The organism is Devosia sp. UYZn731 (assembly GCF_040546795.1).
Lineage (GTDB): Bacteria > Pseudomonadota > Alphaproteobacteria > Rhizobiales > Devosiaceae > Devosia.
Genome location: NZ_JBEPOL010000010.1, coordinates 76,228 through 103,080, shown reverse-complemented (window position 1 = coordinate 103,080; position 26,853 = coordinate 76,228). Strand labels below are relative to the sequence as shown.

Sequence of the window (26,853 nt, the reverse complement as noted above, 5' to 3'; positions counted from 1 at the left end):
GGAGGAAACCATGAAGTTCTTCGTCGATACCGCAGAAATCAAGGACATCAAGGAACTTTACGAGACGGGTCTCCTCGATGGCGTGACCACCAATCCGTCGCTGATCGCCAAGTCGGGCCGTGATTTCAAGGAAGTCATCGCCGAGATTTGCGCGCTCGTGCCCGGCCCGGTGTCCGCCGAAGTCGCCTCGCTCGAATATGACGGCATGGTCGCTGAAGGCGAACGCCTCGCCAAGATCGCCGACAACGTCGTCATCAAGCTGCCGCTGACCATGAACGGGCTCAAGGCGACGAAGTATTTCTCGGATAAGGGCATCAAGACCAACGTCACCTTATGCTTTTCGGCCAATCAGGCGCTGCTCGCCGCCAAGGTCGGCGCGACCTATATCTCGCCCTTCCTCGGCCGCCTCGATGATATCAATCTCGACGGTGTCGAGCTGATCGAGAACATCCGCCAGATCTACGACAACTACGCTTTCGACACCCAGATCCTTTCGGCCTCGATCCGCACTGCCAACCATATTACCCAGGTCGCACTGGCCGGGTCCGACGTCGCCACCATCCCGCCTGCCGTCATTCGCAAGCTTGCCGAACACCCGCTGACCAATGCGGGCATCGAAGGCTTCTTGAAGGACTGGAAGGCAACCGGTCAGTCGATTCTGTAAGTTACGCCACTCACTGGCTCCCCTTCTCCCCTTGCGGGAGAAGGTGCCCGAAGGGCGGATGAGGGGTAGCGATCTTGAGTCGATACTCGGCCTGACAAACCCCTCACCCGTCTCGGCCTTCGGCCGATCCACCCTCTCCCGCAAGGGGAGAGGGAAGACCGTGCCAACGGCGCCAACCGAAAGCCGCCCATGGCCGATCCCGACCTTTCCGCCGCCATCAAAGCCGCGCTTGCCGCCGTTGAAATCCCCGGTGGTGGCGATCTAGCTGGCTATGGCGGCCTCTCGGAAATCATCGTCACCCCCGGCGCTGTCGCCTTCGCCATCGCCGTCGCACCCGGCATGGAAGCCGCCTTCGGCCCCGCCCGCGAAGAAGCCGTTGCCGCCACACAAAGAGTCGCCGGCGCCCGCAAGGTTCTGGTGTCGCTGACCGGCGGCAAGCCCCCCGCCGGCCCCACCTTCTCCCACGGCAAGCCCGTCCCGGCCGGCAAGACACAAGTCCCCGGCATCAAGCGCATCATCGCCGTCGGCTCCGGCAAGGGCGGCGTCGGCAAATCCACGGTTGCCGTCAACCTCGCCCTTGCGCTCCACGCCGAGGGTCTCCGCGTTGGCATGCTCGACGCCGATCTCTACGGCCCCTCGCTGCCCAAACTCCTTGGCCTCGAAGGCCGGCCCGCCATCCGCGAAGACGGTATCTTCACCCCGCACGAGGCCTTTGGCATCAAGGCTATGTCGATCGGCTCCATGCTCAATCCCGACCAGGCCGTCGTCTGGCGCGGCCCGATGGCTACCTCGGCCCTCCGCCAACTGCTCCGTGAAACCGATTGGGGCGGCCTCGATATCCTCGTCGTCGACCTGCCGCCCGGCACCGGCGATATCCACATTTCACTGTTCCAGCAGGCCGAAGTCGATGGCGTCGTCATCGTCTCCACCCCCCAGGAACTGGCGCTGATCGATGCCAAAAAAGCCATCGACATGCTGCGCCGCCTCAACGTGCCACTGCTCGGCCTCGTCGAAAACATGAGCTATTTCATCGCCCCCGACACTGGCGCCCGCTACGACATTTTCGGCACCGGCGGCGCCGAAGCCGCGGCAAAAAAACTCGACATGCCTTTCCTCGGCGCCGTGCCCCTGGTCATGTCCATCCGGCAAACCTCCGACGCCGGCCGACCGGTCGTGGCGTGCGACGCTAACGGGGCGGAGGCTGCCGCGTTCCGGACGATTGCGCGGAAGATTCTGGCGGACACGCCGGGATTGCGACCATGATCCAGGTCTTGATGGTCTTTATCTCGTGGTTGCGACGTGAACGCGATACGGCGGCGAAGGCCGACGTCTTCAGCACGTTTGCCGAGTGGGACAGCGACGCTGATCATCACGCTTACCGCGACCTTTAGGTCCTGCAATCGATTGCATAACCCGCAATCCTGCGCTACCTCCTCTCCGCAACTCGAGGAGGAGCGTCCATGTTTTCCATTTCCCGTTCGGATTTCGGTCCCGATTTCACCTTCGGCGCCGCCACAGCGGCCTATCAGATCGAGGGCGGCCAGACCGATGGTCGCGGCCCCTCGATCTGGGACAGCTTTTCGGCCACCCCGGGCAATGTTCAGAATGGCGATACCGGCCGCGATGCCTGCGACCACTACAACCGCTGGCCCGCCGACCTCGACCTGATCCGCGACGGGGGCTTTGATGCCTATCGCTTTTCCTTCGCCTGGCCGCGCCTGATTCCCGAAGGCACCGGCGCCATCAACCAGGCCGGCCTCGATTTCTACGATCGCCTGATCGACGGCATGCTGGCCCGCGGCATCAAGCCTTATGCCACCCTCTACCACTGGGACCTCCCCTCGGCCCTGCAGGACAAGGGCGGCTGGATGAACCGCGATATCGCCTTCTGGCTCGGTGATTACGCCTCGCTCATCGGCCAAAAGTTCGGCGATCGCCTACACGCCACCGCCACCATCAACGAGCCGTGGTGCGTGGCCTTCCTCAGCCATTTCCTCGGCATTCACGCCCCCGGCTACCGCGATATCCGCGCCGCCGCCCGCGCCATGCACCATGTCCTGCTCGCCCACGGCACCGCCATCGACGCGCTGCGTGCCGAAGGCGTCAAAAATCTCGGCATCGTCCTCAATCTGGAAAAATCCGAGCCGGCCACTCAAAGCCCCGAGGACGTCGCCGCCACCGATATCGGCGACGCGCTGTTCAACCGCTGGTATCTCGACGGCGTGCTCAAGGGCGAATATCCCGAGGCGCTGACCGGCAATGATTTCTTCGCCCAGCACCTGCCCGCCGGCTACGAAAAGGACATGGACGTAGTGTCCCGTCCGCTCGATTGGCTGGGCATCAACTATTATACCCGCGGCCTCTACAAATCGGCCCCCGAGCAGCTCGGCTTCCCGATTGCCCAGGCCAAGGGTGATCTCGAAACCACCGAAATGGGCTGGGAAATCTATCCGCAGGGCCTCACTGATCTGCTGGTCCGCGTCTCCAACGACTACACCAAGATTCCGCTCTACGTCACCGAGAACGGCATGGCCGAAGTCGAGGGCGACAGCGATCCGCGCCGCGTCGACTATTACGAGGCCCACCTCAAGGCCGTGCTCAACGCCCGCGCAGCCGGCGCCGATGTGCGCGGCTATTTCGCCTGGTCGCTGCTCGACAATTACGAATGGGCCGAGGGTTACAACAAGCGCTTCGGCCTGGTCCATGTCGATTACGCCACGCAAGCCCGCACCCCCAAGGCTAGCTTCCGCGCCTTCCAGGGACTGCTGCACAACACCAAGTAGGCCCGTTCGCGCGATCCGGCATCGAATTGGCTTTGGCGGCGTTTGAGCCTGATGCTATTCAGGCACAAACAATTTCCGGAGCGCGCCGATGTCGATGACCATGACCGAGCCCAAGAGCGAACTTGAGCCCGAGGTCGATGCCGATTGGTGGCGCGGCGCGGTGATCTATCAGATCTATCCGCGCTCCTTCCAGGATCAAAATGGCGACGGTGTCGGCGATCTGGTCGGCATTACCAGCCGGCTCGACTACGTCAAGGATTTGGGCGTCGATGCCATCTGGCTGTCGCCGGTCTTCACCTCGCCGATGAAGGATTTTGGCTACGACGTCTCCAACTATCGCGACATCGACCCCAGCTTCGGCACCCTCGAAGACTTCGACCGCTTGGTGCAAAAGGCGCATTCGCTGGGCCTCAAGGTCATCATCGATCAGGTGATTTCCCACTCGTCCGACAAGCACGCCTGGTTTTCGGAAAGCCGCTCCTCGCGCACCAATGCGCGGTCCGACTGGTATGTCTGGGCCGATCCCAAGCCCGATGGCACCCCGCCCAATAACTGGCTTTCCATTTTCGGCGGCTCGGCCTGGGCCTGGGACAGCCGGCGCATGCAATATTACCAGCACAATTTCCTGGTCAGCCAGCCCGACCTGAACTTCCATAACCTCGACGTGCAGGATGCCTTGCTCGGCGAAATGCGCTTCTGGCTGGAACGCGGCGTCGATGGCTTCCGCCTCGATACCGTCAATTTCTACTTCTGCTCGCTTGGCTTCGAGAACAACCCGGTCGTGCGCGCCGAGGACTTTAACGCCTCAACCGCCCCGGCGGTGAATCCCTACAATTTCCAGGAGCACGTCTACGACAAGTCACGCCCGGAAAACCTGGGTTTCCTTAAGCGCCTGCGCGCCCTGATGGACGAATATCCCGGCAAAACCACGGTCGGGGAAATCGGCGACAGTCAGCACCAGCTTGAAATCATGGCCCAATACACCTCGGGCGATGATCACCTGCACATGGCCTATACCTTCGATTATCTCGGCGGCGAATTCTCCGCCAAGCATTTTCGCGACGCCATTCTCGCCACCGAATCCAAGGCCCCCGATGGCTGGATTTGCCTGGCCTTCTCCAACCATGACGTGGTGCGCCATGTCAGCCGCTGGGCCGCCCACGGGCAGGAAGCCGCCTTCACCCGCCTTGCGGTGACACTGATCCTGTCCATGCGCGGGTCGGTCTGCCTTTATCAGGGCGAGGAGCTTGGGTTGAAGGAGGCCGAGCTGTCCTTCGCCGATCTGGTCGATCCCTATGGCATCGAATTCTGGCCCGAATTCAAAGGCCGCGACGGTTGCCGCACGCCCATGGTCTGGCAAACTCACGTCCGCAACGGCGCCTTTTCTACCGCCGAACGCACCTGGTTGCCCGTACCCGCCGAACACCTGACCCATGCCGTCGATACCCAGGACGGCGTCGAAGGCTCGGTGCTCGAATTCTACCGCGCCATGCTCAAGTTCCGCCAGGCGAACACGGCCTTGGCCAAGGGCGAAATCACCATTCTTGAGTCGGCCGACAACGTCCTCGCCTTCACCCGCAATTTTGGCAATGAGCGCGTGCTGTGCGTGTTCAACATGAGTGCCGAGTCCGAAGAGTTCGTCATCCCCGCCGACATGACGCCCCATGGCCTCGACTGCCCCGGCGTCACCGCCGCGCCGATGGATGGCGAGATCGACCTGGAGCCGTTTGGGAGCTACATCGGCCGGCTGGAATAGTTTAGCCGACTTCCGGCAGACGGGCCGCCATCAGGTCCTGTGTCAACTTATGCTGCGGCCGCGCGAAAATCTCGTGCGGCTTGCCCTCCTCGACAATCCGTCCGGCCTCCATCACCATCACCCGGTCGGCAATGGCGCGCACCATGCCTAGGTCATGGCTGATGACGAGATAGGTCAGCCCGAAATCCGCCTGCAACCGGGCCAGCAGCGCCAGCACTTCCCCCCGCACCGAGACGTCGAGCGCCGAAACCGGCTCGTCCAGCACCAGCAGCTTCGGCCTTGTCACCAGCGCTCGCGCGATCGCCAGCCGCTGCCGCTGCCCGCCGGAAAATTCGTGCGGATAGCGCCGCAGCATCTCCTGGCCCAGCCCCACGGCCTCCACCGCCTCGATCAACCGGTCCACATGCGTGCTCGCATCCAGCTTCTCCAGCCGCAACGGCTCGCCCAGCGATTGCTCGATGGTCAGCCGCGGATCGAAACTGCCGAACGGGTCCTGGAACACCAGCGAGATATCGCGCCGCCGCGCCTTTGGCAGGTCGCTGCCATGATACAGCTCGCCGGCAAAACTGATCTCGCCACGCGTCGCCCGATCCAGCCCCACGATGATCCTGGCCAGAGTGGTCTTGCCACAACCCGAAGGCCCAACGATCGCCACGCATTCAGCCGCGTCGACAGTCAGGCTCACATCGTCTACCGCCCGCAACGGCTTGCCACCAAATGGCCACGGCCCGCCTTGCTTGTAGTCCCGGCTGACGCCGCGCACCTCCAGCAGCGTCTTGCCGATCGGCGGCCGCGCCAATGGCCGCACATCAAACCGCGATGCCGCCACCAGCTTTTGCGTATAGGCTTGTGTGGGCGCACCCAACACATCCTGCACAGACCCCGTCTCCACCAGCTTGCCGCGATGCAGCACCGCCACCCGGCTGCATAGCCAGGCGACAGCCTTCAAATCATGGCTGATGAACAGCAACGCCATATGCCGCCGCGTGCAGATTTCGGCGATCAGGTCCAGCACAAGCCGCTGCGTGATCAGGTCCAGCGCCGAGGTCGGCTCGTCGGCAATCAGAATGTCCGGCTGGCCCGCCAGCGCCATGGCGATCATCACCCGCTGCCGCTGCCCACCCGAAAGCTGGTGCGCAAACCGGTCGCCGTGCCGCAACTCCAGCCCCACCTCCTTGAGCAGGTTGGGCACTTCGATCCGCGGCGCGCTGGCGACCGTGTTGATCCGGATGGCCTCCTCAATCTGGTCGCTGACCCGCATCAGCGGGTTCAGCGCAGTCATTGGCTCCTGAAACACCATGCCGATGCGCTTGCCCCGCAGCCGCGCCATCTCGCGTTCCGAGCGGGGCAGGGGCTCCCCATCGATCTTGATCGACCCGCTGACCCGCGCGCCCTCCGGCAACAGTCCGGTGATCGCCAAAGCCGTCAGCGTCTTGCCCGATCCGCTCTCGCCGACAATGCCGAAGCGCTCGCCGCGCTCAAGCGTCAGGCTCATGTCGCTCAATGCCTCGACGGCACCGAACTTCACCGTCAATCCCGCAACCTCAAGCAGCATTCTGCTGCACTCCCTTGAGCCGCGGATCGATGGCGTCGCGCAAACCGTCTCCAGCCAGGTTCAGCGCAAGCACGATCAATACGATGCACAGCCCCGGCACCAGCGTCAGCCAGGGATGGATCAGGAACAGCCCCTGCGCGTCCTTCAGCATCAGCCCCAGGCTCGTAGACGGCGGCTGCGTGCCCAGCCCGATATAGCTCAACCCTGCCTCCGACAGGATGCCCAGCGACAGTTGGATCGTCCCCTGCACGATGATGAGGCTCAAGATATTGGGCAGCAGGTGCCGGTAGGCGATGGCGCCATTGCCCAGCCCGGCAAGCCGCGCCGCCGCTACATAGTCCAATGTTTTGAGGCTCATAGCGCCGCCACGCGCCACCCGCGCAAAGATCGGAATGTTGAAAATCCCAATGGCGATGATGGCGTTGGTCGCGCCCGGCCCGTAGAGCGAGGTGATGAGGATCGCCACGATGATCGCGGGAAAGGCGAAGATGAAGTCGCTCAGCCGCAACACCAGCCATTCCAGCGCACCGCCCCAGGCCGCCGCCGCCAAGCCCAGCGGCACGCCGATGCCGGCGCCGATCAGCACCGACAGCGACGCCACCACAAAACTGGTCAGCGTCCCCGACATTACCAGCGAGGCCATGTCGCGCCCCAGATTGTCGGTGCCAAGCCAATGGGCCGCGCTCGGCCCCAGGAACCGGTCGCCGATTTCGATATTGGCAATCGGGTAGGGCGTCCACACCAGCGAGACCAAGGCCAGCAGGGTAAACGCCAGTGTCGCCGCCAGCCCCAGCCACAGGCTGGGATGGGTGAACACGAACCGGCGTGCCGTTGCCGCGCTCATCGCCCGCCCCCCTGCCGCAGCCGTGGATCGACCACTGCATAGAGCAGGTCTACCGCCAGCATCACCGCCGTCACCGCCACGATCAAGACGATTACAGCGCCCCGCACCAGGATCAGGTCACGTTCCGAGATCGCGGTGGCAATCAGCTTCCCCAGGCCCGGCAAGTAAAACACGTTCTCGACGATGATCGTGCCCGCCACCAGAAACGCAAACTGCAACCCCAGCACCGTCAGCACCGGCAGCAGTGCATTGCGCACGCCATGCCGCCACACCGCCTCGCCCATGGTCATGCCCTTGGCTCGTGCCGTACGAATGAAATCCTGCCCCTGCACGTCCACCAGCGCCGTTCGCATCACCCGCGCCAGGATCGATGCCTGCGGCAGCGCCAGCGCCAGGCTGGGCAGGATCAGCCCGCGCAGCGCCTTCCAGCCATCTTCGTTCCAGGGGGTAAACCCACCCGGCGGCAGCCAGCGCAGGCTCACGGCAAACACCAGCACCAGCAGCATGCCGAACCAGAAATTGGGGATGGCGATGCCCATCTGCGCCAGCACCATGATGCCAGTATCGGGCGCCCGCCCACGCATCCGTGCCGCGAGTATCCCCAACGGCAGACCGATTGCCATCGAAATGATCATGGCAAACACGGCCAGCGGCAGCGTGACCCAGAGCCGCTCGGCGATCAACTGCGCCACCGGCGCGCTCTGCGTATAGGAAATCCCGAAATCCCCATGCAGCATGCCCCAAATCCAGCCGAGCAACCGCTCGAAGGCCGGCGCATCCAGCCCGAGTTGCACCCGCAACTTCGCCACGGCCTCAGGGCTGGCATTGATGCCGAGGATGAACTGCGCCGAATCGCCGGGCAGCAGATCGAGCAGATAAAAAATCACCGCCGCCGCGACTAGCAGGGTCACGGCAAAGCCGAGCAGGCGTTTGAGGATGAAGAAGGTCATGCAGGCTGAGTCGAGGGCGCGGAACCCCCACCCTCATTCCCTCCCCACAAGGGGGAGGGAGGCCTGTTCAGTGCAACGGCCCGACTGTGCGACCGAAGGTGAGCCCATCGTCTCCCTCCCCCTTGTGGGGAGGGATTAAGGGTGGGGGTCTTCACGAGTTCGGAGCTACGGCCCTCAATCCACCCAATGAATATCGCGCAACACCAGTCCCTCGATTGGCGAGTTCTTCCACATGCCGGTGAGCTTGGCGTTCCAAACCCCGGTCTGCGCCAGCTCGAACAGGTAGCCATTGACCGCGTCATCGGCGATGATCTTCTGCAGCTCGATGGCGAGTTCCTTGCGCTTGGCCTCGTCGGTCGTACCATTCAGCGTCTCGTTCAGGGCCTGGAACTTGGGATTGTCGTAGCCCCAGTAGTAGTTGGGATTGGCGTAATTACCAATATCGAACGGCTCGACATGACTGATGATGGTCAGGTCGAAATCGTGGTTGGTATAGACATCCTCCAGCCACTGCGCGAACTCGATATTGATCAGTTCGAGCTTGATGCCGACCTTGGCGAACTGGCTAGCGATGATCTGCCCGCTGAGCCGCGCGTAGGCTACCGGCGGCAGTTTCAGCGTGGCGCTGAAGCCATCGGGATAGCCGGCCTCGGCCAGCAGGGCCTTGGCTTTTTCCGGATCGTACGGATAGGTGCCGGTCAGGTCGACATAGTAGGGATTGTGGGGCGCGAAGGCGCTGCCGATCGGAGTGCCGGTGCCATAGGTCGCCCCGTCGATGATCGCCTTGCGATCCAGCGCATAGGCCATGGCCTGGCGCACCTTGAGATTGTCAAAGGGCGCCTTTTTGTTGTTGGTGCCCAGGATCGTCTCGCCCTCGGTGGTGCCGATCAGCACATGAAAGCGCGGGTCGTTCTCAAACACCGCCAGCGCTTCGGCGGCGAAATTGTTGGTGCCGTCGATATCCTCGGCCAGCAGCGCATTGGTCACGGTCGCGGTGTCGCTGATGAACACGAAACTGGCCTTGGTCAGCGCCACCGGCTTGCCCCAATAGGGGTCATACCGCTCCAGCACTACGCGACTGCCCTTGTCCCACTGCACGAAGCTGAATGGCCCGGTGCCGATCGGGTTGGTGGCATTGGTGGCGGCGCTTTCCGGCGCCACGATTACCGCGTCGCCGCGGCCGATATCGAACAGGAAGCGGCCCACGGCCTTGCTCAACTTGAACTGCACCGTCAGCGGATCGATTACCGTAACGCTCTGGATGACCGAATAGAATTCCTTGTGGGCATTAAGGCTGTCGGGCGCACCGATGCGGTCGAAGCTGAACTTGACGTCATTGGCGTCAAAGCTGGTGCCGTCATGGAAGGTAACGCCATCGGCCAGCTTGAACGTATAGGTCAGGTTGTCGTCCGAAATCGTCCACGACGTCGCAAGACCTGGCTGCACCGCACCGTTCTCGTCGATGCGCGTCAGGCCTTCGAACACGTTCTGGTAGACCACGATATCGATGGCCTCGGCGGCCCCCGCCGTCGGATCCAGGGTCGGTGGCTCCAGAGCCACGCCGATGCGGATTTCGGTCGGCGCGGCGCTTGCCGTTCCCGCCAGCGCTGTCACCAGCGCCAGGGCCAAGCCCAAGCCGCGAATCAATTTGCCCATTAGGTCGCTCCCAAACGTTGCAGCGCTGTGCGCTGCTAACTGGCCGGCGTGTGATGCCGTTCATCGGCAGATGGTATAGGAGATCGCCACTAACATGGCAGCAGGCCCAGACGTTATACTTTCCTACCAACCGCGCCCGGGGGAGCAAGAATCTGCGCCAGCGCGATCGGATCAGGATTGTGCAACCAGATCGGCCGGGATCAGCAGTGAAAACAGCAGTCCTTGCGAGCCCGCCGGATCGACCGACAATGAGAACGCATTGACCGCCAACAGCGAACGCGTCAGCGCCAGCCCCACGCTCGATCGTACTGGCGCTAGCACCTGTCCATCGCGCCCGGTGCCATCGCGGAACACCACGAAGCGCTCGGCCAGGTCCACCGCATTGGTCGAGCTGTCGCGCACATGGATGGAGATGCCGCCATCATCCTCGTGCTGGGCTGAAATCACCACCGCGCCGCCGGTCGGCGTCTGATCGATGGCGCTGGCCAACAGGTTCAACACCGCCTGCGCCAGGGATGCGCGGTCCGCCGTCACCTTGGGCAGCGTTTCGGATATCGCATTGCGCACGATGACGCGCGAATTGCTCGCCTGGCTGCGGATGCGCACGACGCAGCTTTCCAGCAGCCCGGTCAGATCGATACTCGCCCGCTGCGGCAGATAGCGCCCGTCGCGCAACCGGGTGAAATCATCCAGCTCATCCACCAGCGCCGCGATCTCGTGCCCCGCCTTGGCAATGTCGTCGGCATAGCCCTCGTAGCGCTCATTGGCCAGGGCGCCGAACGCCTCCGACCGGATCAGGTCGGAAAATCCGATGATCGTATTGAGCGGCCGCCGTACCCCGCGGCTGATGCGCGCCAGCAGCGCCGGATCGACCTCGGCGGGGCCGGAAATTTGCACTGGCGCCTGCCGCTCGCTTGGATGAACGAAGCCGAAATAGCCGGTGACTGTCCCCGCCTGTCCCTGCGCGAACACCAGGATTTCGGCGCCGTTGCTCGCGCCGCGCAGGCTGACGCAAGGCCGCGCCGTCTCGGCAAACCGCGCCGGGCGTTCCAGGAATTCCTGCAGCATCGACAGGTCCTGCGGCGCGATCACCGCGCTCAGCGCCTTGCCCATCAGCGTCGGGGCATCCTGACCCAGCAGCATCGCCGCCTTGCCATTGATGGCCGCGATCACGCCGGCGCGGTTGGTCTCGAAAAACCCGTCGCCCCGCGTATCGGCAAAGCTTTCGGCAAAGGCCCGCACCGCCGCCTCGTGGCCGGTGCGCACTTCGGTGGCGCTGGCCGATAGCATCAGGGCAGGGCGCCCCTGCCAGGAAATCGACTGCAGCCGTGCCGTCACCGGCACCAGCGTGCCATCGCGCTGCACCAGGTGGTTCACCGGACCCGCCTGCTGCCCCTCGGTGCCGGCGGCCGGAAACACCGAGGCCAGCCCGGCATTGCGCAGGGTCTCGACCGAGCCATAGCCCACCATTTCGGTGATGGCCCGGTTGGCGAACAGGATTTGCTGGTCGCGGAACACCAGAATGCCCAGGGGCAGCCGGTTCAGCACCAGCGTTTCCCCGCCCAGATTGACCAGCGCCCCAGTGGTTGCTGGCGCCTCGATCGGCGTCAGGCTGCTCGGCTGCGGCGCGGTCTCCCCGACGCGGTCGTTGAGGATGCGCGAGAGCTCATCGAAATTATAGCGCGATACCCGCTCGACGGTTTCGGTGTCGGGCGCCGTCGCGGGACCAAGCGCGGACAATGCTTCCTGCACCGCCGCCAGTTCGACCGCATTGGGCGCCCCGTCACTCGGCTTGAGTTCCTCGGGAACCGTCTCCTCGGGCGTGAACGCATCGTCCAGCCGTTCCAGATCCCCCAGGTCAGCGTCGGCGTCAGTCTGCTCTGCTTGCGGCTCTACCGGCGCAAGCGGGGTAAAACCGCGCCCCGTTATCGTGAACAATTGCGGCGCTGCCTCGTCCGGCACAAGGTCGGGCTCGGGCTCTGAGTTGGCCAGCATGACATCGTCCGCGTCGGTCAGGGGCGTATACAAATGCTCATCCACCGCCAACCGGTCGACAAGGTTCGACAGCCGGCTGGGGCCCCGCGCCGTCGGTGGTTCAGCCTCATCATCAAGAGTTTCTGACGGCAATTCCAGTTCCGGGGCCGTCTGGGCGGCGAGCGGAGCCTCATACTGCGCTTCTTCGTCGTTCCACTCGTCAGCTGCACCACCATCTTGCGCCGCCGTCGCGTCGACCGCCTCGATGGCGGTGATTTCCTGGGCGGCCTGCTCTTCGAGCACAACCGGCTCATAGGCCCGGTCCTGATCGACCGCACGCCAGCTTTCCAACTCGCGCTCATAGGCATGATCGTCCGAAACGATGATCGTCGCTATCGGGTCCGTTGCCGCCGCCTGCGGTTCGTCTGCAACTGCCTGGACAGGCGCTGCGCTCGGCGCCCCGCCGTCGCCACTATCGCGCGCAACCTCCGCGGCGGCCAGGATTTCGGCATCGATCGGATCGACGCCAACGATCAGCAAGACCGGCTGATCGTCTTCCCACAGCAGCGGGGTCGTCGCGCAGGTGCTCGATGTCGGCTTCTCGCCGGCGAGGAACTGGATGCGCGCCAGGCTCGTTCGGCCGTTCGAACCCAGGCGAATATTGCGCGCGATCTGCCCTTTTATAGGGATGGCCGGCAGCGCCAACTTCAGGCCGTGCTTTTTCATCTTGGCCAGGAACAGCTCTGCGGCAGCATTCTGCCAGATCAGCGTCTGCCCATCCTGCGACCACAGCCATGCCGGGCGCGAGTCCGCGTCGTGCTGCAGCACGCGGCGGGCGCTTGGCGATGTGGTCCAGTCAGCATTCATAAAGTCAAAAACCCGATTCGGCGCATCGCGTTACCATTGGCAGCGCAATTGTGTGCCAGCGTGGCACAACTCCTCACAAAACTTCACGTTTTCTCAATATAGTGTGCCCACTGGCCGGTCCATAGGTGCCGGGGCCTTCCGGGCCGCCAAACATTGGGATGGTTAAACGACAAACCTTACCAATCGTCATTGCCGACGCGTTTCAGACCAGCCTGTGGACGTGCTGAAATCGGTGCTTGTCATCTCGGGAAACTCGACCTATGTTCCGCGCGATTTCGGGGGCTTGCCAAGGCCGCCGCCGAATAGACGTGCCGCCTTAGCTCAGTTGGTTAGAGCGCTAGATTGTGGATCTAGAGGTCCTCGGTTCGATCCCGAGAGGTGGTACCATTCCACCCCGTTGAAATTGATGGCGTCTTTGTCTCGCTCGGCAACGCTGTGCGCGATGGGCCGGCATGAGTGGACACCTCGATGGTCTATCTAGCGCAGCCATCCTGGTACAAAGTGTTACCGCTTATGCGCGGTCCCGCCGTTGCATCGGCCGCGCTTGGCAACATCATCCCCCAATTGCGCGCTCTCAAGGACTTAGCCCATGCCCGCCAGCTTCCGCCGCCATGACAGCACCGCGCAGAATATTTCGCCGGCCGATCGCCAGGCCTATGCGCGCCTGAAAGCTGAACTGCTGGCCGCCAATATCGGCCAGGCCGAGGTCGATACGAAGCTCAACAGCTTCTTCTGGCAATGTTTTGAAGACGATGACGAGGACGAAGGCGAGCCTGAAGGGGAGTAAACCGCAGCCGCTTAGCTGTCCTTGATCAGTTCGGACGGCAGCGGGCTGGGCGATACCGGCTCCGCGCGTGTTGCATAACCGGTCCGCTTGCGGCGCCGGTCGGTGCTCTTGCAGGTCTTGATGATGGCGCGGACGCTCTTGATGACGCCGACGCCGAGCCCGGGCAGCTTGAGCAGCTCCGGGCCGGTCATCGGATCGATCTCGCCCAGCGTCTTGAGGCCAGCCGTTTGCAGCCGCTTGCCGGTGCCGTCCAGCGTCCGCAGGTCGATGACGGAAATGTCCTGCCACTTCGCGTCGCCGCGCAGCCATGCTCGATATGTATCAGCCATGGCCGATACATACCCCGTGGGCCGCTGCGCTGCCTAGCGACTTATTTCCGGCGAGCGAAAGCCCGCCTGCGTCCGATCACTGTGCGATGGTCAAAGGTGCCAATTGGTTGGCGATGGCGCGGAACGTGGCGATCAGGTCCTTCGGATCGTTGGGGAAGAAGTTATATCCCGTTCCCGACGAGCAGGTCGTCAGCATGGCCTTGACCCCGGCCGGCGACGACAGGCCGATCGTGTAAATCTCTATGCCTCCACCCCGCTTTGGATCCTTGGCATAGTCGCAGACCGCAAGGGTCTTGGCGTCCTGAATGGCACGGACCTTGGTTTCCGTGTCCACTTGGTTAACGTATTGCGCCAGTCGCCCATCGAAGGGGAACCCCCACGAGAAATAGGCGCCGCCATTGACATCGCCCGGCTCGAATGGGGGGTCATTTTCGCCGTCGGTCATGATGATGAGCGCCTTGCGGACGTCGATTTCGCTCTTGGCGCTGCCTTCCGTCATCGGTTCTGCAGCCGTCAAAGCATGCATGCCCCAGACTGCGCCCTGCTGGATATTGGTCGATCCGGCGGCCACCATATCCTTGATCCGGTTCGTAACGGATAGAGGCGTTTGCGTCATCGGTAGCACCGGCACGCTCGGGCAGCCGTAATTGGTCTGGGCATTGGTCGCTGTAAAGCCCGAGTACTTGCACAGGCGGTTCTGCAATTCGATCCGGCTGAGCAGGCTATATTTCTCGGTATTACCGCTCTTGCTCATATAGACGCTGTCGCTGCGCACGCAGGATGTGCCGGGCGTGGTCACGTCGCTGCCGTCAGTCTTCTTATACGTCGTCTTGCCGCTGACTGTGGTGACTTCGCAAGTCCTGATCGGGCAGGTGCCGCCGGTGTCCGAGGCATAATTATTGTACATCCCTGCGGCGAGGATCGGGAGATGCGATTTGTCGCCATACGCGTCGCTTGCGTCGGGTGTGAACATCGGCACGAACAGCGTATCGGGATTGGCCGCCGTTGCCGCTTCGTCGGTGGTGTCATAAGGGGCCTTGCGCGCCTCAACACAGCCAGCCCAGGTTGTCTTGGTCTGGGTGAATAGCGCCTTGCGATCGACCGGCCCGAGAAATGGCGTCGTTTCATCGTCATCAATGTCGAAATTGATCCGCGACACCGATGACTTGCCGCTCCAGTCCAGCCAGGCGGCATCCTTATATTGTGTGCCGATATTGACCATGACCGTAAACGGCACGATGCCGATCGACACGTTTTCAGTGACTTTCGCCGTGCTCACGGGAGTGCAGTTTGAATCGCTGACCGCGCCGTAAAACAGGATATAGGTGGCGCAGTTCGCGGCCGATTTCAAAGCGGCCATGCGCGTTACGCCGCCACTGCCTACGGTGCCCATCGAACCCGAATTGTCCAGCACCATCACCACTTCGAGCGCGGTCTTCTTGCGCCGCGCCTCGGAGATGATATTGGCCTCCATCTGGTTCACCCCAACCAGCGCCACGAATATCGTGGGGACGCTCAGATGGGCCGATAGATAGAGCGAGCCATTGTTCACGCTGATGACCGGTGCATTCAGCGTCGCCGTGATTCGAGCGTCGCCGATCTGATCGGTGACCAGCGCCTGCGCCTTGCTCTGGATCGCGGCCGCATTCAGCGGCGTCAGGAAAATGTCCTTCTGCAGCGCCAGCGCGGCTGCATCGAGCGCCACCTGGGCCCGATTGCGCGCCTGTTCCACACTGACGAAATCGACGACTGCACCGCTCAGTGCGATCAGAACGATGGCCGTGAGCGCAAAGATCACGCCGAACACGCCGCGTTCATCGCTGCGGAATTGCTTGAGCAGATTAACGAGGCGACCCATGACGCTGGCATCCAAAGGCATTTCGCCCCGGATCAGGGCAGCCTTCAATGTGCTGGAAAATCCTTAGGAAAGCACAACCACCTTCGTATAAAGTTTTACCCGATCGTAAAGGTCTATCACATCCGCGTTCGTCATGCGGATGCAGCCCGACGATACATCCTGGCCAATGCTCCACGGCTCGGTCGTGCCGTGAATGCGATAGAGCGTCGATCCGATATACATGGCCCGCGCGCCCAGCGGATTATCGACGCCACCCGCCATGTGGCGCGGCAATTCCGGACGGCGCTGCAGCATTTCGGCCGGCGGCGTCCAGTCCGGCCATTCGCGCTTATTGGTGATCTGGTGCGTGCCGCGCCATTCGAAGCCCGATTTGGCGACCCCGATGCCGTAGCGCAGGGCTCGCCCGCCCCCGAGTACGAAATAAAGGAAATGGCTGCGCGTATCGACCACCAGCGTGCCGCTGCGCTCTTGGGTGTCGTACCGCACCACCTGCCGCAGATAGATCGGATTGACCTGCGTATTGGCCTGCATCATCAGCGCGTGACGCGGCGCGCCATTGCCGATGGTGATGCCCGGCGGTGGCGGATAGAGCCACGCCCGCTGCTCGGCAAAGCTCGGCGCAATCAGTGGTGCCGATAGCAGCAACACCAGCAGGCTCTTGGCAGCGACACGCAGCAGCGACATGGCATTTTATCCGGTTCGACGATTGCCTGCACTGTCGCCCAAATTGGCCAATTTGCCGTGAAGCCGCATGGTTAAGCGCGTGCGGATCGGCTTGGTTAGCGAAGCGTCAACGGGCCTCCTGCCATGGACTGTCAGCAGGCCCAGGGTTTAGACAGTCTCGTGCACTACGGCGGAGCCTGCCTTGATCGATTCCCCAGAACTCGACCCCACGCTGCCGCGCTGCCCCTGGGGCGCCGGCGACGATCTGCTGTATCGTCGCTACCATGACCGGGAATGGGGTCGCCCCGTCACCTCCGACGAGCGCCTGTTCGAAAAGATCTGCCTCGAAGGCTTCCAGTCCGGCCTCGCCTGGATCACCATCCTGCGCAAGCGCGACCGCTTCCGCGAAGTCTTCCACGGCTTCAACATCGCCAAGGTTGCAGCGATGACCGACGCCGATATCGAAGTCCTGCTGCAGGATGCCGGCATCATCCGCCATCGTGGCAAGATCACCGCCACCATCAACAACGCCAAGCGCGCGCTCGAAGTGCAAAAAGAGTTCGGCTCGCTCGCCGCCTATTTCTGGCGTTTTGAGACTAAGCCCGAGCATCGTCCCACCGAGATGACCCTCGACGCCCTGCGCCTCCTCGCTCAGACCGATGCCTCCCGCGCGCTCTCCAAGGACCTGCGCAAACGCGGTTTCAACTTCGTCGGTCCCACCACCTGCTACGCCTTCATGCAAGCGATGGGTCTGGTCAACGACCACCTCGAAACCTGCTTCTGTCGCAGTGAAGTCGAAGCCGAACGCGACGCCTTGAAGCGGCCGCAATAGCTGCATTCGTTTGCGGCGCGCCGTTACATCAACACGGCGTCATTCCCGCGAACGCGGGAACCCATTCTTCCGTCCCCCGCTACACCAGGCGTGGTTTCCCGCGTTCGCGGGAATGACGCGATGTATCGGGCCAACATCACCGCTGTGCCTTTCCCGCAACACAACACCTCCGCCTGCGTCACCCCGCCACACCCCCTCTTGCCAACTCACGCCGCCGTGAGTTACCAGCAGACCGTCCACAAACGCCAACCTGAGGGAGCGCCGCATGAATGCCATGACCAATCTCCGCCAGGGGCCACATCAGCTGCATTGCGTACGAGGCTAGTCCTCCCGCCAATGCCACCGGTCGTCTCGACCCGTGGACACCCCAACGTCTAAAACCGTGATGCGCTGAAACAGGGTCTTTTCGACTCCGATTCCCGCCCATCCATCACACTCAACAGAGGCCGGCCCGCGTTCATTCGCGTCCGGAAATCCCATGACCTATGAAGCGCTCGATCCGCGCAGCGTTACGCTGCGCCTTGAATTCTCCATCGCTGATGCCGTCGCGCAGCGCGGGCTGCTGCCCGTCCTGATTACGGCTATCCGCGCCTGGTGGAGCCGCCCCCGCCTGCCGCCCAATCTGCCCGCTTATTTGCGGGTCGATGTCGGCCTGCCGGCGGAAGAACATGCCGTTTACTGGATGGATATTCCCATCAACCCCCACAGTGTCGCCTCCCCGGACCCGCTCCGCAGGCCCGGTATGTGAGGGCAGGGGGCCGGTGCACTGCATCGGCCCCTGTTGTCACCCCATCCCCGATCCGCTACGAACACGCCGACCGAGCAGGACTCCTGATATGACCGAGAAAACCAAGCTGATCACGCCGCGCCTGCCGCGCGGATTCGAGGATCGCACCCCCGGCGAAATCGCCGCTGTCGGCGCGATGATCGACAAGATCAAAGGCGTCTACGAACGCTATGGCTTCGATCCGGTCGAAACCCCGCTGTTCGAATATACCGAGACCCTCGGCAAGTTCCTGCCCGATACCGACCGGCCCAATGCCGGCGTCTTCTCCTTGCAGGACGATGACGAGCAGTGGATGAGCCTGCGCTACGACCTCACCGCGCCGCTCGCCCGCCACTTCGCCGAAAATTTCGAAACCCTCCCAAAACCCTACCGCTCCTACCGCCAAGGCTATGTGTTCCGCAATGAGCGCCCGGGCCCGGGCCGCTTCCGCCAGTTCATGCAGTTCGATGCCGATACGGTCGGGGCAGGCAGCCCCGAGGCTGACGCCGAAATGTGCATGATGATGGCCGACGTCATGGACGAACTCGGCCTCGGCGGCAAATACGTCGTGCGCGTCAACAACCGCAAAGTCCTCGACGGCGTCCTCGCCACGGCCGGCGTCGCCACCGACGAACAGAAGCTCATTGTTCTCCGCGCCATCGACAAGCTCGACAAGTTCGGCACCACCGGCGTCAAGCTCCTGCTCGGCGCCGGCCGCAAGGACGAGAGCGGCGACTTCACCAAGGGCGCAGGCCTCACCGCCGACCAGATCGAGACCATCGTTGCCTATATCGAAAGCGGCACCCCGGCCGAGGGTGTCGAAAAGGGCAGCAATACCCACGTCATCGCCGTCATCAATACGCTCGCCGGCCTCGTCGGCGGCTCGGAAACCGGCCTTGCGGGCGTGCAGGAACTGGCCAGCATTTTCGGCCTAGTCAGCGCCGCCGGCTTCGGTGGTCGCGTCATTCTCGACCCCTCTGTCGTCCGAGGCCTCGAATACTATACCGGCCCGGTTTTCGAAATCGAATTGACCTTCCAGGTCACCAATGAAAAAGGCCAGCCGGTCGTCTTCGGCTCCGTCGGCGGCGGTGGTCGTTACGACGGCCTCGTCTCGCGCTTCCGCCGCGAGCCGGTGCCCGCCACCGGCTTCTCCATCGGCGTGTCGCGCCTGTTCAATGCGCTCAAGCTGACCGGCAATGTCACCACCGCCGAGCCCACCGGCCCCGTCGTCGTCCTCGTCATGGACAAGGACCAGACCGCCGGCTACCAGGCCATGGTGTCGGACCTGCGCAAGGCCGGCATCCGCGCCGAAATGTTCCTCGGCAATTCCAAGAATTTCGGCAAGCAGGTCGCCTATGCCGACAAGCGCAACGCCCCCGCCGTCATCATCGAAGGCAGCCAGGAGCGCGAGCAGGGGATCGTGCAGATCAAGGACCTGATCGCCGGCAAGCAAGCCGCCGCCGCCATCACCGACAACGCCGAATGGAAAGCCGCAAGGCCGGGCCAGTTCGAGGTGAAACGCGACGAGTTGGTGAGTGCCATTCTGAAGCTGTTGGCCGAGCAATGATCTCGCTGAAAGCATCAACCTTGCCGCGCGCCTCCTTCACCTCTCCCTCTGGGGGAGAGGTCGACCCACTTGGGTCGGGTGAGGGGGCCTTTACCGGGTGCAATGTTTGGGGAAGGCCCCCTCACCCGGCGCTGCGCGCCGACCTCTCCCCCAAAGGGAGAGGTGAGGAGCAATGACCGCCGCCGCCGCCCAGCGCCGCACGGCGCTCGAAGACCTGGTGGAAGCCCAAGGCGCCACCCGCGCCACGCCGCCCTTGCTGCTCCCGGCCGATCCATACTTCGATCTCGCCGGGGAGGAATTCGGCCGCCGCCTGCTGCTGACCACCGCCACCACCGGCGCCGAATACTGCCTGCGCCCCGATTTCACCCTGCCGATCGTCAAGGCCTATATCGAGGACGGTGTCGGCAAGCCCGCCGCCTTCTCCTATCTGGGCCCCATCTTCCGTCAGCGCGAAACCGGGCCTGCCGAATTCGATCAGGCCGGCATCGAACTCCTCGCCCAGCCAAATGGCGATGTCGCGCTCGATCAGGTGCTGACCTTCGCCCGCGCCGCGCTCGACCTGTTCGGCGTATCTCCCACCATTCACCTCGGCGGCGTCGGCCTCTTCGAGTCTCTCCTCGCGCAAGCAGACATGCCCGCCCCCTGGCGCTCGCGCATTCGCCAGCGCTTCGGCCATACCGAAGCGCTCGACCGCCTGCTGACCCGACTCGAATCCGCGCCGGAATCGCCTCGCGCCGAGCAGCCCAGCCGCGACGCCATGGTCGAGGACATCACCGAGCAAATGGTCGCCGCCGGCCTCAGCCTCTCGGAAGGCCGCACACCCACCGAAATCGCCGACCGTTACCTCGAACAGCAAGCCCTCGACGCCGCGCAAATTCCGCCGGCGACGCTCAAGCTGCTGCGCGACTACCTCGCCATTTCCGGCCCAGCTTTGCAGTCCTTGACTCGCATCGAAACCCTCGCCCGCGCCGCCCGCATCGATCTGGCGCCGGCCCTCAAATCCATCCGCCATCACCTCGATAACCTTGGTGAGGCCAGCGTCAGCTTCAACGCTAGCTTCTCGCCGCGCCTCGATTATTACACCGGCATCGTCTTCGAAATGACCGGCCCGCGTGGCGAAATCCTCGCCTCTGGTGGCCAATACGATCGCCTGCTCGAACGCCTCGGCGCGGTGGCCCCCATCGCCGCCTCGGGCTGTTCCGTCTGGGTCGATCGTCTCGAAGCGGAGGCCGCATAATGGCCGGTATCACTCTCGCCGTCCCCAGCAAGGGCCGCCTCGAAGAACTCACCCGCGAATGGTTCGCCGATAATGGCCTCACCATCACGCGCCCCGGCGGCGCGCGTTCCTATCTCGGCGCCATCGAAGGCCTGCCGGACGTCACCGTGCGCTTCTTCCCTGCCTCCGAAATCGCCCGCGAACTCATCCGCGGCACCATCGATTTCGGCGTCACCGGGCGCGACCTGATCCACGAGACCAGCGAGACCGGCCCCGCCTCGGTCGTCTTCGCCAAGCCACTCGGCTTCGGCTCGGCCGATGTCGTCGTCGCCGTGCCCGATGCATGGATCGATGTCACCCACATGCACGACCTGGCCGATGTCGCCTCCGATTTCCGCTCGCGCCATGGCCGCTGGCTGCGCATCGCCACGAAGTACATCACCATCACCCGCCAGCATTTCGCCAAGGCCGGCATTGCCGAATACCGCATCGTGGAAAGTCTCGGCGCCACCGAAGCCGCCCCGGCCTCCGGCGTGGCCGACATCATCGTCGATATTACCACCACCGGCTCGACGCTGACCGCCAATGCCCTGCGCGTCCTCGAAGACGGCACGCTGCTGCAAAGCGAAGCGTGCCTGCTGGTCTCGCGCACCGCCACTTGGACCCCCGAGCGCCGCGCGCTACTCGATGCCGTTCTGGGCCGGCTCGACGCGCCGATCGAACTCTGAGCGGCGCACGATGGGAGACCTTTGGGACCTCTGGTTTCTGCTGATCCCCGCCACTCTCGTGGCGTTCATAGTGTTCCTCATTCTCAATTCGATCTTCAACATCAAGGTGACCACCCACCGCCGCCCAATCCATCGGGCTCCTGCCGGCTCCAGCGACAGTACCGACAGCAGTTTTTCTGCCTCCAACACCGACACCAGCACCCACCCCGGATACGATAGCAGCCCCCATTCGAGTTCCAGCGACAGCGGTTCTGGCGCCAGCGATAGCGGCAGCTCGTCCGGCAGCGACAGTGGCTCGTCCGGCGGGGGCGATGGCGGCGGTGGCGGTGGCGGCGACTGATCGCCGCTGGCGCCATTGCCAGTCAGCCCGTTTCACGGCACAAGCCCTTCCCAGCGCACGAAACCGGGGAGGGCGCCCATGAGCGAAGCGCTCGAACTGACTATCCTGATGCCGTGCCTCAACGAGGCCGAAACCCTGGCCACCTGCATCGCCAAGGCCCGGTCCTTTCTCACCCGTGCCGGCATCGCCGGTGAAATCGTCGTCGCCGACAACGGCTCCACCGATGGCTCCCAGGCCATCGCCACTGCCAATGGCGCGCGCCTCGTCGCCGTTCCCGAAAAAGGCTATGGCGCGGCCCTCGCGGGCGGCATCGATGCCGCCAAGGGCCGGTTCGTCATCATGGCCGACGCCGATGACAGCTATGATTTCGCTAATCTGGACCTGTTCGTCGCCGCCTTGCGCGACGGGGCCGATCTGGTGATGGGCAATCGCTTCGCCGGGGGCATTGCTCCCGGAGCCATGCCTTGGCATCACCGGCAGATCGGCAATCCGGCCTTGTCCTTTGTCGGCCGCCTGTTTTTTCACACGCCGGTCAATGATTTCCACTGCGGCTTGCGCGGCTTTTCCCGCGCTGCGATTCTGGCGCTCAATTTGCGCACCACCGGCATGGAATTCGCCTCCGAAATGGTGGTCAAGGCAACGCTGGCCAATCTCGACGTGCGCGAGGTGCCAACCACGCTGTCCAAGGATGGCCGCTCCCGAGCGCCCCATCTGCGGTCTTTCCGCGATGGCTGGCGCCACCTGCGCTTCCTGCTGCTGTTCTCGCCGCGCTGGCTGTTTCTTTATCCCGGCATGGTGTTGCTGTTGATCGGCCTTGTCGGCGGCGCGGCTCTGCTGCCGGGCCCCATGCGTATTGGCGGGGTGGTGCTGGGCATCCACACCTTCCTTGTCGCCGCGCTCTGCGTCATCGTCGGCGTGCAGTCGATTGCCTTCGCCATTATCGGCCGCCGCTTCGCCTCGCGCTATGGCTTCATCCCACCATCCGATACCTATGATCGTATTCTAGAAGCGATCACACTCGAACGCATCCTGCTGCTCTCGGCCACTCTCATGCTGACTGGCGTCGTCGCGCTTGGCTGGGGATTGAGCGAATGGGCCCAACGCGGCTTTGGCGATCTTGATCCGCGCACCACCATGCGTGCCGCCATTCTCGCCTTGACCACCCTGGTCTGCGGCTTTCAACTGATGATGAGCGGCTTCATGTCGTCGATGATCAATATTCCGTTCTCCGAAGGCCGCGTCGGCGGCCAGTCAAACTCGTGATCCCATGCTCGATCCACTGATCCTTCTATCCCTGACCGGCGTCGGACTGCTCGCGGGCTTCGTCGATGCGGTGGCCGGCGGCGGCGGCCTGATCGGCATTCCGGCCCTGCTGTTCGTGGGCCTGCCGCCCGTCGCGGCGCTTGCCACCAACAAGGTGCAGGGCGCCTGCGGCACGGCCATGGCCGTCGTCACCTATTGGCACCGCGGCTTCGTCGATATCCGCGCGCTGGCGCTCTCGGCCCTGTTCACCCTCTGTGGCAGCGTCATTGGCGCCCTGGTTGTCAAGCGGCTGGATGTGTCGATCCTTACCACGCTGGTGCCGATCGCTCTGATTGCCATCGCGCTTTATTTCCTGGTCGCGCCGAACCTGTCCGACACCGACAAGCACGCCCGCCTGCCATTCGCGCGCTTCGTGCCGCTGCTGGGATTCTGCCTCGGCTTTTACGACGGCATTTTCGGCCCCGGCACCGGCTCGTTCATGACCATCGGCTTCGTCACCCTGTTCGGGCTCGGCCTCACCCGCGCCACCGGCCACACCAAGTTGCTCAACCTGACGTCCAATATCGCGGCGCTCTTGGTGTTCATCCCGTCCGGTGATGTGCTTTGGCCCGCCGCCATCGCCATGGCCATTGGCCAGCTCGCCGGCGGCTATATCGGCGCTCGCACCGGCATTCGTTACGGCGCCAGGCTGATCCGGCCCCTCGTCGTCGTCGTCTCCATCGCCCTGGCGCTGAAGCTGCTGTTCTTCCCGTGAAGGCGGCGGGTCGCCCCGCCGCCTAGTGTTATGCCGCGCTGTCGAAGATCGCCTTCAACTGGCTCAGCAGGTCGGTGCCCTTGCCTTGGCCCGAATAGGCATTCTGCGCCAGGCTCATCAGGTCGAACGGCTTGTCTTGGTCGTCGTCTTCGCCGTCATCGCTAAGCGCCTGAGCCAACGACATACCATTGGGTATTCCGCCTGCGGCATCGTCCGTCTTCCCGCCGCCGCTGGCGATATCCAGCACTGCCGACTTCACCGTATTGAGAAAGTCTGAGCTTTCGGTCTTGCTGATCGCGCCATCCCCATCGGCATCGATCATGGCGAACAGCTTCTGCAATCCATCGCTGCCGATGGCCTTGGCGCCCGCGTCATCGCCCAGTTCGGCCAGGCTCACCGAGCCATTGCCATCGCTGTCGGTCTGGTCGAACAGGCTGCTATTGTCGATCGGTTGCTGGCCACCGGCCATCATCTGCGTCATGAATTGCATCGATTGCCGCTGGGCGGCCATCTTGCCGTCGAAACTGTCTTTTTCCGTGCTGGTGACGCTACCGTCACCATCCTGGTCCATGGCCTTGAACAACGCTTCTGCGCGTTTGCTGGCTTTGGCATCCGTTGCGCCCCCGGGCGCGCCGGCGATAAGTTCGTCCAGCGTTACCTTGCCGTCCGCATTCTGGTCTAGCGTGTTGAACGACGGTGGCTTCGTCGCTGGGCGCATAATCTGCGCGGCGTTCGACCCTCCGATAGTGCTTGTCGACATCGTGCTCTCTATTGACCCGCGCGGGAGTTCCGCGCCCGAGCAGCAAGAGCCGACATGGTTAACCGCACGTTAAAGTCCGGCTTTGGGACAGTCGGAACAGCAGATTTAATCATTCGGTAATGTTGGCTACAGCGCTGAGCCGAACGCGGCGTCCAAAGCCGCAGTCGTAGATGCGCCAAAATCTCCGTCGATCCCGCCGCTGTAAAACCCGTCGCGCTTGAGCAATTGCTGCACTTCGCGCCGATAGCTTGGCGTGGTGTCGGCATTCTCGATTGCCTTGAATTCGTCCAGCGCCACCTGCACGCCATGCGTCAGTGCCTTGTAGGCCAGTTGCGCCGCCTGCAGTTCATCCTTGCCGACGCCATCGCCATAAAGATAGCGCAGCGACAGCGCCCAGAAGGCGTTGGGCTCATCGGCATCGACCGCCTTCTGGTACCAGGCGACGGCCTCCTTGTGGTTCTCGGCCACGCCGTCGCCAGCCAGGTACATATCGCCCAGCACATACATCGAATAACCGTAGCCCCCGTCTGCGGCCTTCTGGTACCAGCGCAGCGCCTCGCGATAATCCTGCTCTACGCTATCGCCGGCTTGGTACATATTGGCGACATTGTTCATCGCCGCCGCCAGCCCCAGATCCGCCGCCTGCTTGTAGGCCGCGAACGCCTTGTCGAAATCCTGCGCGACGAACTCACCCCGATCGTACATCAGCCCCATGCGGTTGATCGAATAGGCGTCACTGGCCTCGGAGGCGAGGCTATACATCTTGAAGGCATATTCGTAGTCGGGCGTCTTGCCCTCATCCACGAAATAGGCCGCATCCGCCGCGTCGATGATCTGCTTCAGCTCGTCGGGGGCATTGGGATCGAGCGTGCTCACCGGCTCGGTAATGGTCTGCTGTATCGGCGCCGAACCCTTGGTCTTGGTTTTTTGCGCCCAGGCACTATCGGCACCGCCCGCGCTCAGCGCCAGCACCGCCGCAACCATCATCAGTCCCCGCATCAGCATCGCATTCATCCCCCAACGTCAGCGCGTGGGGCAAAATGAAACGTCAGCGCGGAGCTGTCAAATAGCCAAGGGGGCTAGACTAAACCTTGATCGCCATAAGGCTCCAATCCCGCCGCTGCCCGCAGTGCGGCGTTGATCCGCTCCTGCCAGCCCGGGCCGTCGTCCTGGAAATGCTCCAGCACATCCCGGTCCAGCCGCAGCGACACCATCTCCTTGCCGGCCGGAGGCGTCGCCGGCTTTGCGGCGACTTCGGGCTTGGCGGTGACAGCCTTGAAAACTGCCTCCGCGCGATCGATGGCACTGGTGGGGCGGCGCGTCGTCGGTGTTTTCATGGGTGAGGTCACGCAATAGGGAAGGGTAGGGGGATTGTCTATGATTCCGGGCAGGTGGTCATGGTGACTTTTTCAAACGGCTCATTGACCGGTTTCAACGTGCCTTTTTCGATATGCAGCGGGGCGAACGGCGGCTGTTCCTGCAAGGCCGGCTGCACCAGCCGCAACTGGTAGCATCCCGCGAACACCTTATGCGTGCCGTCCGTTGCCTCGGCGTCGATCGCCACGGGCAGCGTATAATACGTACTCCCCGCCGCCCCTTCGGACGTCTCGTCCCCGGTTTTCAGCGTCACGCTCGCCGTATCCGCATAGCCCGCCTGAAACTCCGCGAACGGCTGATTGTCGGCGCTCTCACCAAAATACGAATAAGCCCGCGCATATTCGCTACGGTTGATCGCATTGTAGAACGACTCGATCACCGTCTTGGCTGTCGACCGGTCATCCACGTAAGACGAGTCATCCGCCATCGCCGGCATTGCGAAGCTACCCAGCAGCAGAACCGCGATCGCTATTTTACGCATCCAATCCTCCCGAACGCATCCACCCTGCGGTGCCGTCACGGCGGATTTGCGGCAACGAAAAAGGCGCGGTGTTTCCACCGCGC

26 protein-coding genes and 1 tRNA gene are annotated in these 26,853 nt (G+C 63.2%); 15 read left to right on the top strand and 12 right to left on the bottom strand.

What is annotated here, in order from left to right; translation table 11 throughout:
* The first annotated feature begins 10 nt into the window (after nucleotides 1-10).
* From fsa to bglA, 5 genes are all read left to right on the top strand, one after another.
* On the top strand, nucleotides 11-664 hold the full coding sequence (gene fsa, locus ABIB57_RS22455) for a fructose-6-phosphate aldolase (protein ID WP_354043471.1): 654 nt from the start codon (nucleotides 11-13) through the stop codon (nucleotides 662-664).
* Nucleotides 665-853: 189 nt separating this feature from the next.
* Complete coding sequence (locus ABIB57_RS22450; protein WP_354043470.1) at nucleotides 854-1,927, top strand: Mrp/NBP35 family ATP-binding protein; 1,074 nt, start codon at nucleotides 854-856, stop codon at nucleotides 1,925-1,927.
* Nucleotides 1,924-2,055, top strand: a complete 132-nt coding sequence (locus ABIB57_RS22445) for a hypothetical protein (RefSeq protein ID WP_354043469.1) — start codon at nucleotides 1,924-1,926, stop codon at nucleotides 2,053-2,055. Before ABIB57_RS22450 ends, ABIB57_RS22445 begins: the two co-directional genes overlap by 4 nt.
* 69 nt (nucleotides 2,056-2,124) lie before the next feature.
* The gene (locus ABIB57_RS22440) at nucleotides 2,125-3,447 is read left to right on the top strand and encodes a GH1 family beta-glucosidase (protein WP_354043468.1); all 1,323 of its coding nucleotides are present in this window, start codon (nucleotides 2,125-2,127) and stop codon (nucleotides 3,445-3,447) included.
* Between the two features lie 94 nt (nucleotides 3,448-3,541).
* The gene (gene bglA / locus ABIB57_RS22435; protein ID WP_354043586.1) at nucleotides 3,542-5,203 is read left to right on the top strand and encodes a beta-galactosidase BglA; all 1,662 of its coding nucleotides are present in this window, start codon (nucleotides 3,542-3,544) and stop codon (nucleotides 5,201-5,203) included.
* A gap of 1 nt (nucleotide 5,204) precedes the next feature.
* Here the strand turns inward: bglA and ABIB57_RS22430 are convergent, their stop codons facing one another.
* The 5 genes from ABIB57_RS22430 to ABIB57_RS22410 all read right to left on the bottom strand — a co-directional run bounded on the left by ABIB57_RS22430 (nucleotide 5,205) and on the right by ABIB57_RS22410 (nucleotide 13,049).
* The gene (locus tag ABIB57_RS22430; RefSeq protein ID WP_354043467.1) at nucleotides 5,205-6,758 is read right to left on the bottom strand and encodes a dipeptide ABC transporter ATP-binding protein; all 1,554 of its coding nucleotides are present in this window, start codon (nucleotides 6,756-6,758) and stop codon (nucleotides 5,205-5,207) included.
* Nucleotides 6,748-7,602, bottom strand: coding sequence for an ABC transporter permease (locus tag ABIB57_RS22425; protein WP_354043466.1), 855 nt, complete (start codon nucleotides 7,600-7,602; stop codon nucleotides 6,748-6,750). Before ABIB57_RS22425 ends, ABIB57_RS22430 begins: the two co-directional genes overlap by 11 nt.
* Nucleotides 7,599-8,552: an ABC transporter permease gene (locus ABIB57_RS22420; protein ID WP_354043465.1), complete on the bottom strand. Its 954-nt coding sequence runs from the start codon at nucleotides 8,550-8,552 to the stop codon at nucleotides 7,599-7,601. The genes ABIB57_RS22425 and ABIB57_RS22420 overlap by 4 nt, the downstream gene beginning before the upstream one ends.
* A gap of 174 nt (nucleotides 8,553-8,726) precedes the next feature.
* Entirely contained in the window at nucleotides 8,727-10,208 is a 1,482-nt protein-coding gene (locus tag ABIB57_RS22415; RefSeq protein ID WP_354043464.1) for an ABC transporter substrate-binding protein, read from the bottom strand.
* 171 nt (nucleotides 10,209-10,379) lie between these two features.
* Nucleotides 10,380-13,049 carry a histidine kinase dimerization/phospho-acceptor domain-containing protein gene (locus ABIB57_RS22410; protein ID WP_354043463.1) on the bottom strand — a complete coding sequence of 890 codons (2,670 nt, stop codon included), beginning with the start codon at nucleotides 13,047-13,049 and terminating at the stop codon, nucleotides 10,380-10,382.
* Between the two features lie 310 nt (nucleotides 13,050-13,359).
* On the opposite strand from ABIB57_RS22410, the gene ABIB57_RS22405 reads away from it, so the two are divergent.
* Both ABIB57_RS22405 and ABIB57_RS22400 read left to right on the top strand, forming a co-directional pair.
* Nucleotides 13,360-13,436 (top strand) — tRNA-His (locus ABIB57_RS22405).
* Nucleotides 13,437-13,638: 202 nt separating this feature from the next.
* Nucleotides 13,639-13,836: a hypothetical protein gene (locus ABIB57_RS22400; RefSeq protein ID WP_354043462.1), complete on the top strand. Its 198-nt coding sequence runs from the start codon at nucleotides 13,639-13,641 to the stop codon at nucleotides 13,834-13,836.
* Between the two features lie 11 nt (nucleotides 13,837-13,847).
* On the opposite strand, the gene ABIB57_RS22395 is transcribed toward ABIB57_RS22400, so the two are convergent.
* The 3 genes from ABIB57_RS22395 to ABIB57_RS22385 all read right to left on the bottom strand — a co-directional run bounded on the left by ABIB57_RS22395 (nucleotide 13,848) and on the right by ABIB57_RS22385 (nucleotide 16,707).
* The gene (locus tag ABIB57_RS22395) at nucleotides 13,848-14,165 is read right to left on the bottom strand and encodes a hypothetical protein (RefSeq protein ID WP_354043461.1); all 318 of its coding nucleotides are present in this window, start codon (nucleotides 14,163-14,165) and stop codon (nucleotides 13,848-13,850) included.
* Nucleotides 14,166-14,241: 76 nt separating this feature from the next.
* Nucleotides 14,242-16,023: a pilus assembly protein TadG-related protein gene (locus ABIB57_RS22390; protein ID WP_354043460.1), complete on the bottom strand. Its 1,782-nt coding sequence runs from the start codon at nucleotides 16,021-16,023 to the stop codon at nucleotides 14,242-14,244.
* Nucleotides 16,024-16,086: 63 nt separating this feature from the next.
* Complete coding sequence (locus ABIB57_RS22385; RefSeq protein WP_354043459.1) at nucleotides 16,087-16,707, bottom strand: L,D-transpeptidase; 621 nt, start codon at nucleotides 16,705-16,707, stop codon at nucleotides 16,087-16,089.
* Nucleotides 16,708-16,891: 184 nt separating this feature from the next.
* Here ABIB57_RS22385 and ABIB57_RS22380 point away from each other — a divergent pair, with 184 nt between their 5' ends.
* From ABIB57_RS22380 to ABIB57_RS22345, 8 genes are all read left to right on the top strand, one after another.
* Entirely contained in the window at nucleotides 16,892-17,518 is a 627-nt protein-coding gene (locus tag ABIB57_RS22380; protein WP_502914458.1) for a DNA-3-methyladenine glycosylase I, read from the top strand.
* A gap of 478 nt (nucleotides 17,519-17,996) precedes the next feature.
* Nucleotides 17,997-18,266 carry a hypothetical protein gene (locus ABIB57_RS22375; protein WP_354043458.1) on the top strand — a complete coding sequence of 90 codons (270 nt, stop codon included), beginning with the start codon at nucleotides 17,997-17,999 and terminating at the stop codon, nucleotides 18,264-18,266.
* A gap of 88 nt (nucleotides 18,267-18,354) precedes the next feature.
* On the top strand, nucleotides 18,355-19,851 hold the full coding sequence (gene hisS / locus ABIB57_RS22370; RefSeq protein WP_354043457.1) for a histidine--tRNA ligase: 1,497 nt from the start codon (nucleotides 18,355-18,357) through the stop codon (nucleotides 19,849-19,851).
* 172 nt (nucleotides 19,852-20,023) lie between these two features.
* Nucleotides 20,024-21,088 carry an ATP phosphoribosyltransferase regulatory subunit gene (locus ABIB57_RS22365; RefSeq protein ID WP_354043456.1) on the top strand — a complete coding sequence of 355 codons (1,065 nt, stop codon included), beginning with the start codon at nucleotides 20,024-20,026 and terminating at the stop codon, nucleotides 21,086-21,088.
* Nucleotides 21,088-21,795, top strand: a complete 708-nt coding sequence (gene hisG / locus ABIB57_RS22360) for an ATP phosphoribosyltransferase (RefSeq protein WP_354043455.1) — start codon at nucleotides 21,088-21,090, stop codon at nucleotides 21,793-21,795. The genes ABIB57_RS22365 and hisG overlap by 1 nt, the downstream gene beginning before the upstream one ends.
* A gap of 10 nt (nucleotides 21,796-21,805) precedes the next feature.
* Complete coding sequence (locus ABIB57_RS22355) at nucleotides 21,806-22,135, top strand: hypothetical protein (protein ID WP_354043454.1); 330 nt, start codon at nucleotides 21,806-21,808, stop codon at nucleotides 22,133-22,135.
* 78 nt (nucleotides 22,136-22,213) lie between these two features.
* Entirely contained in the window at nucleotides 22,214-23,398 is a 1,185-nt protein-coding gene (locus ABIB57_RS22350; protein ID WP_354043453.1) for a glycosyltransferase family 2 protein, read from the top strand.
* A 4-nt stretch (nucleotides 23,399-23,402) separates the two neighbouring features.
* Nucleotides 23,403-24,152 carry a TSUP family transporter gene (locus ABIB57_RS22345; RefSeq protein WP_354043452.1) on the top strand — a complete coding sequence of 250 codons (750 nt, stop codon included), beginning with the start codon at nucleotides 23,403-23,405 and terminating at the stop codon, nucleotides 24,150-24,152.
* A 28-nt stretch (nucleotides 24,153-24,180) separates the two neighbouring features.
* Here ABIB57_RS22345 and ABIB57_RS22340 read toward each other — a convergent pair whose 3' ends face one another.
* From ABIB57_RS22340 to ABIB57_RS22325, 4 genes are all read right to left on the bottom strand, one after another.
* On the bottom strand, nucleotides 24,181-24,912 hold the full coding sequence (locus ABIB57_RS22340) for an EF-hand domain-containing protein (protein ID WP_354043451.1): 732 nt from the start codon (nucleotides 24,910-24,912) through the stop codon (nucleotides 24,181-24,183).
* A 126-nt stretch (nucleotides 24,913-25,038) separates the two neighbouring features.
* The gene (locus tag ABIB57_RS22335) at nucleotides 25,039-25,917 is read right to left on the bottom strand and encodes a peptidoglycan-binding protein (RefSeq protein ID WP_354043450.1); all 879 of its coding nucleotides are present in this window, start codon (nucleotides 25,915-25,917) and stop codon (nucleotides 25,039-25,041) included.
* A gap of 74 nt (nucleotides 25,918-25,991) precedes the next feature.
* Nucleotides 25,992-26,249, bottom strand: coding sequence for a BrnA antitoxin family protein (locus ABIB57_RS22330; protein WP_354043449.1), 258 nt, complete (start codon nucleotides 26,247-26,249; stop codon nucleotides 25,992-25,994).
* A 38-nt stretch (nucleotides 26,250-26,287) separates the two neighbouring features.
* A complete protein-coding gene (locus ABIB57_RS22325) occupies nucleotides 26,288-26,770 on the bottom strand; it encodes a hypothetical protein (RefSeq protein WP_354043448.1) in 483 nt (160 codons plus the stop codon).
* Nucleotides 26,771-26,853 lie beyond the last annotated feature (83 nt).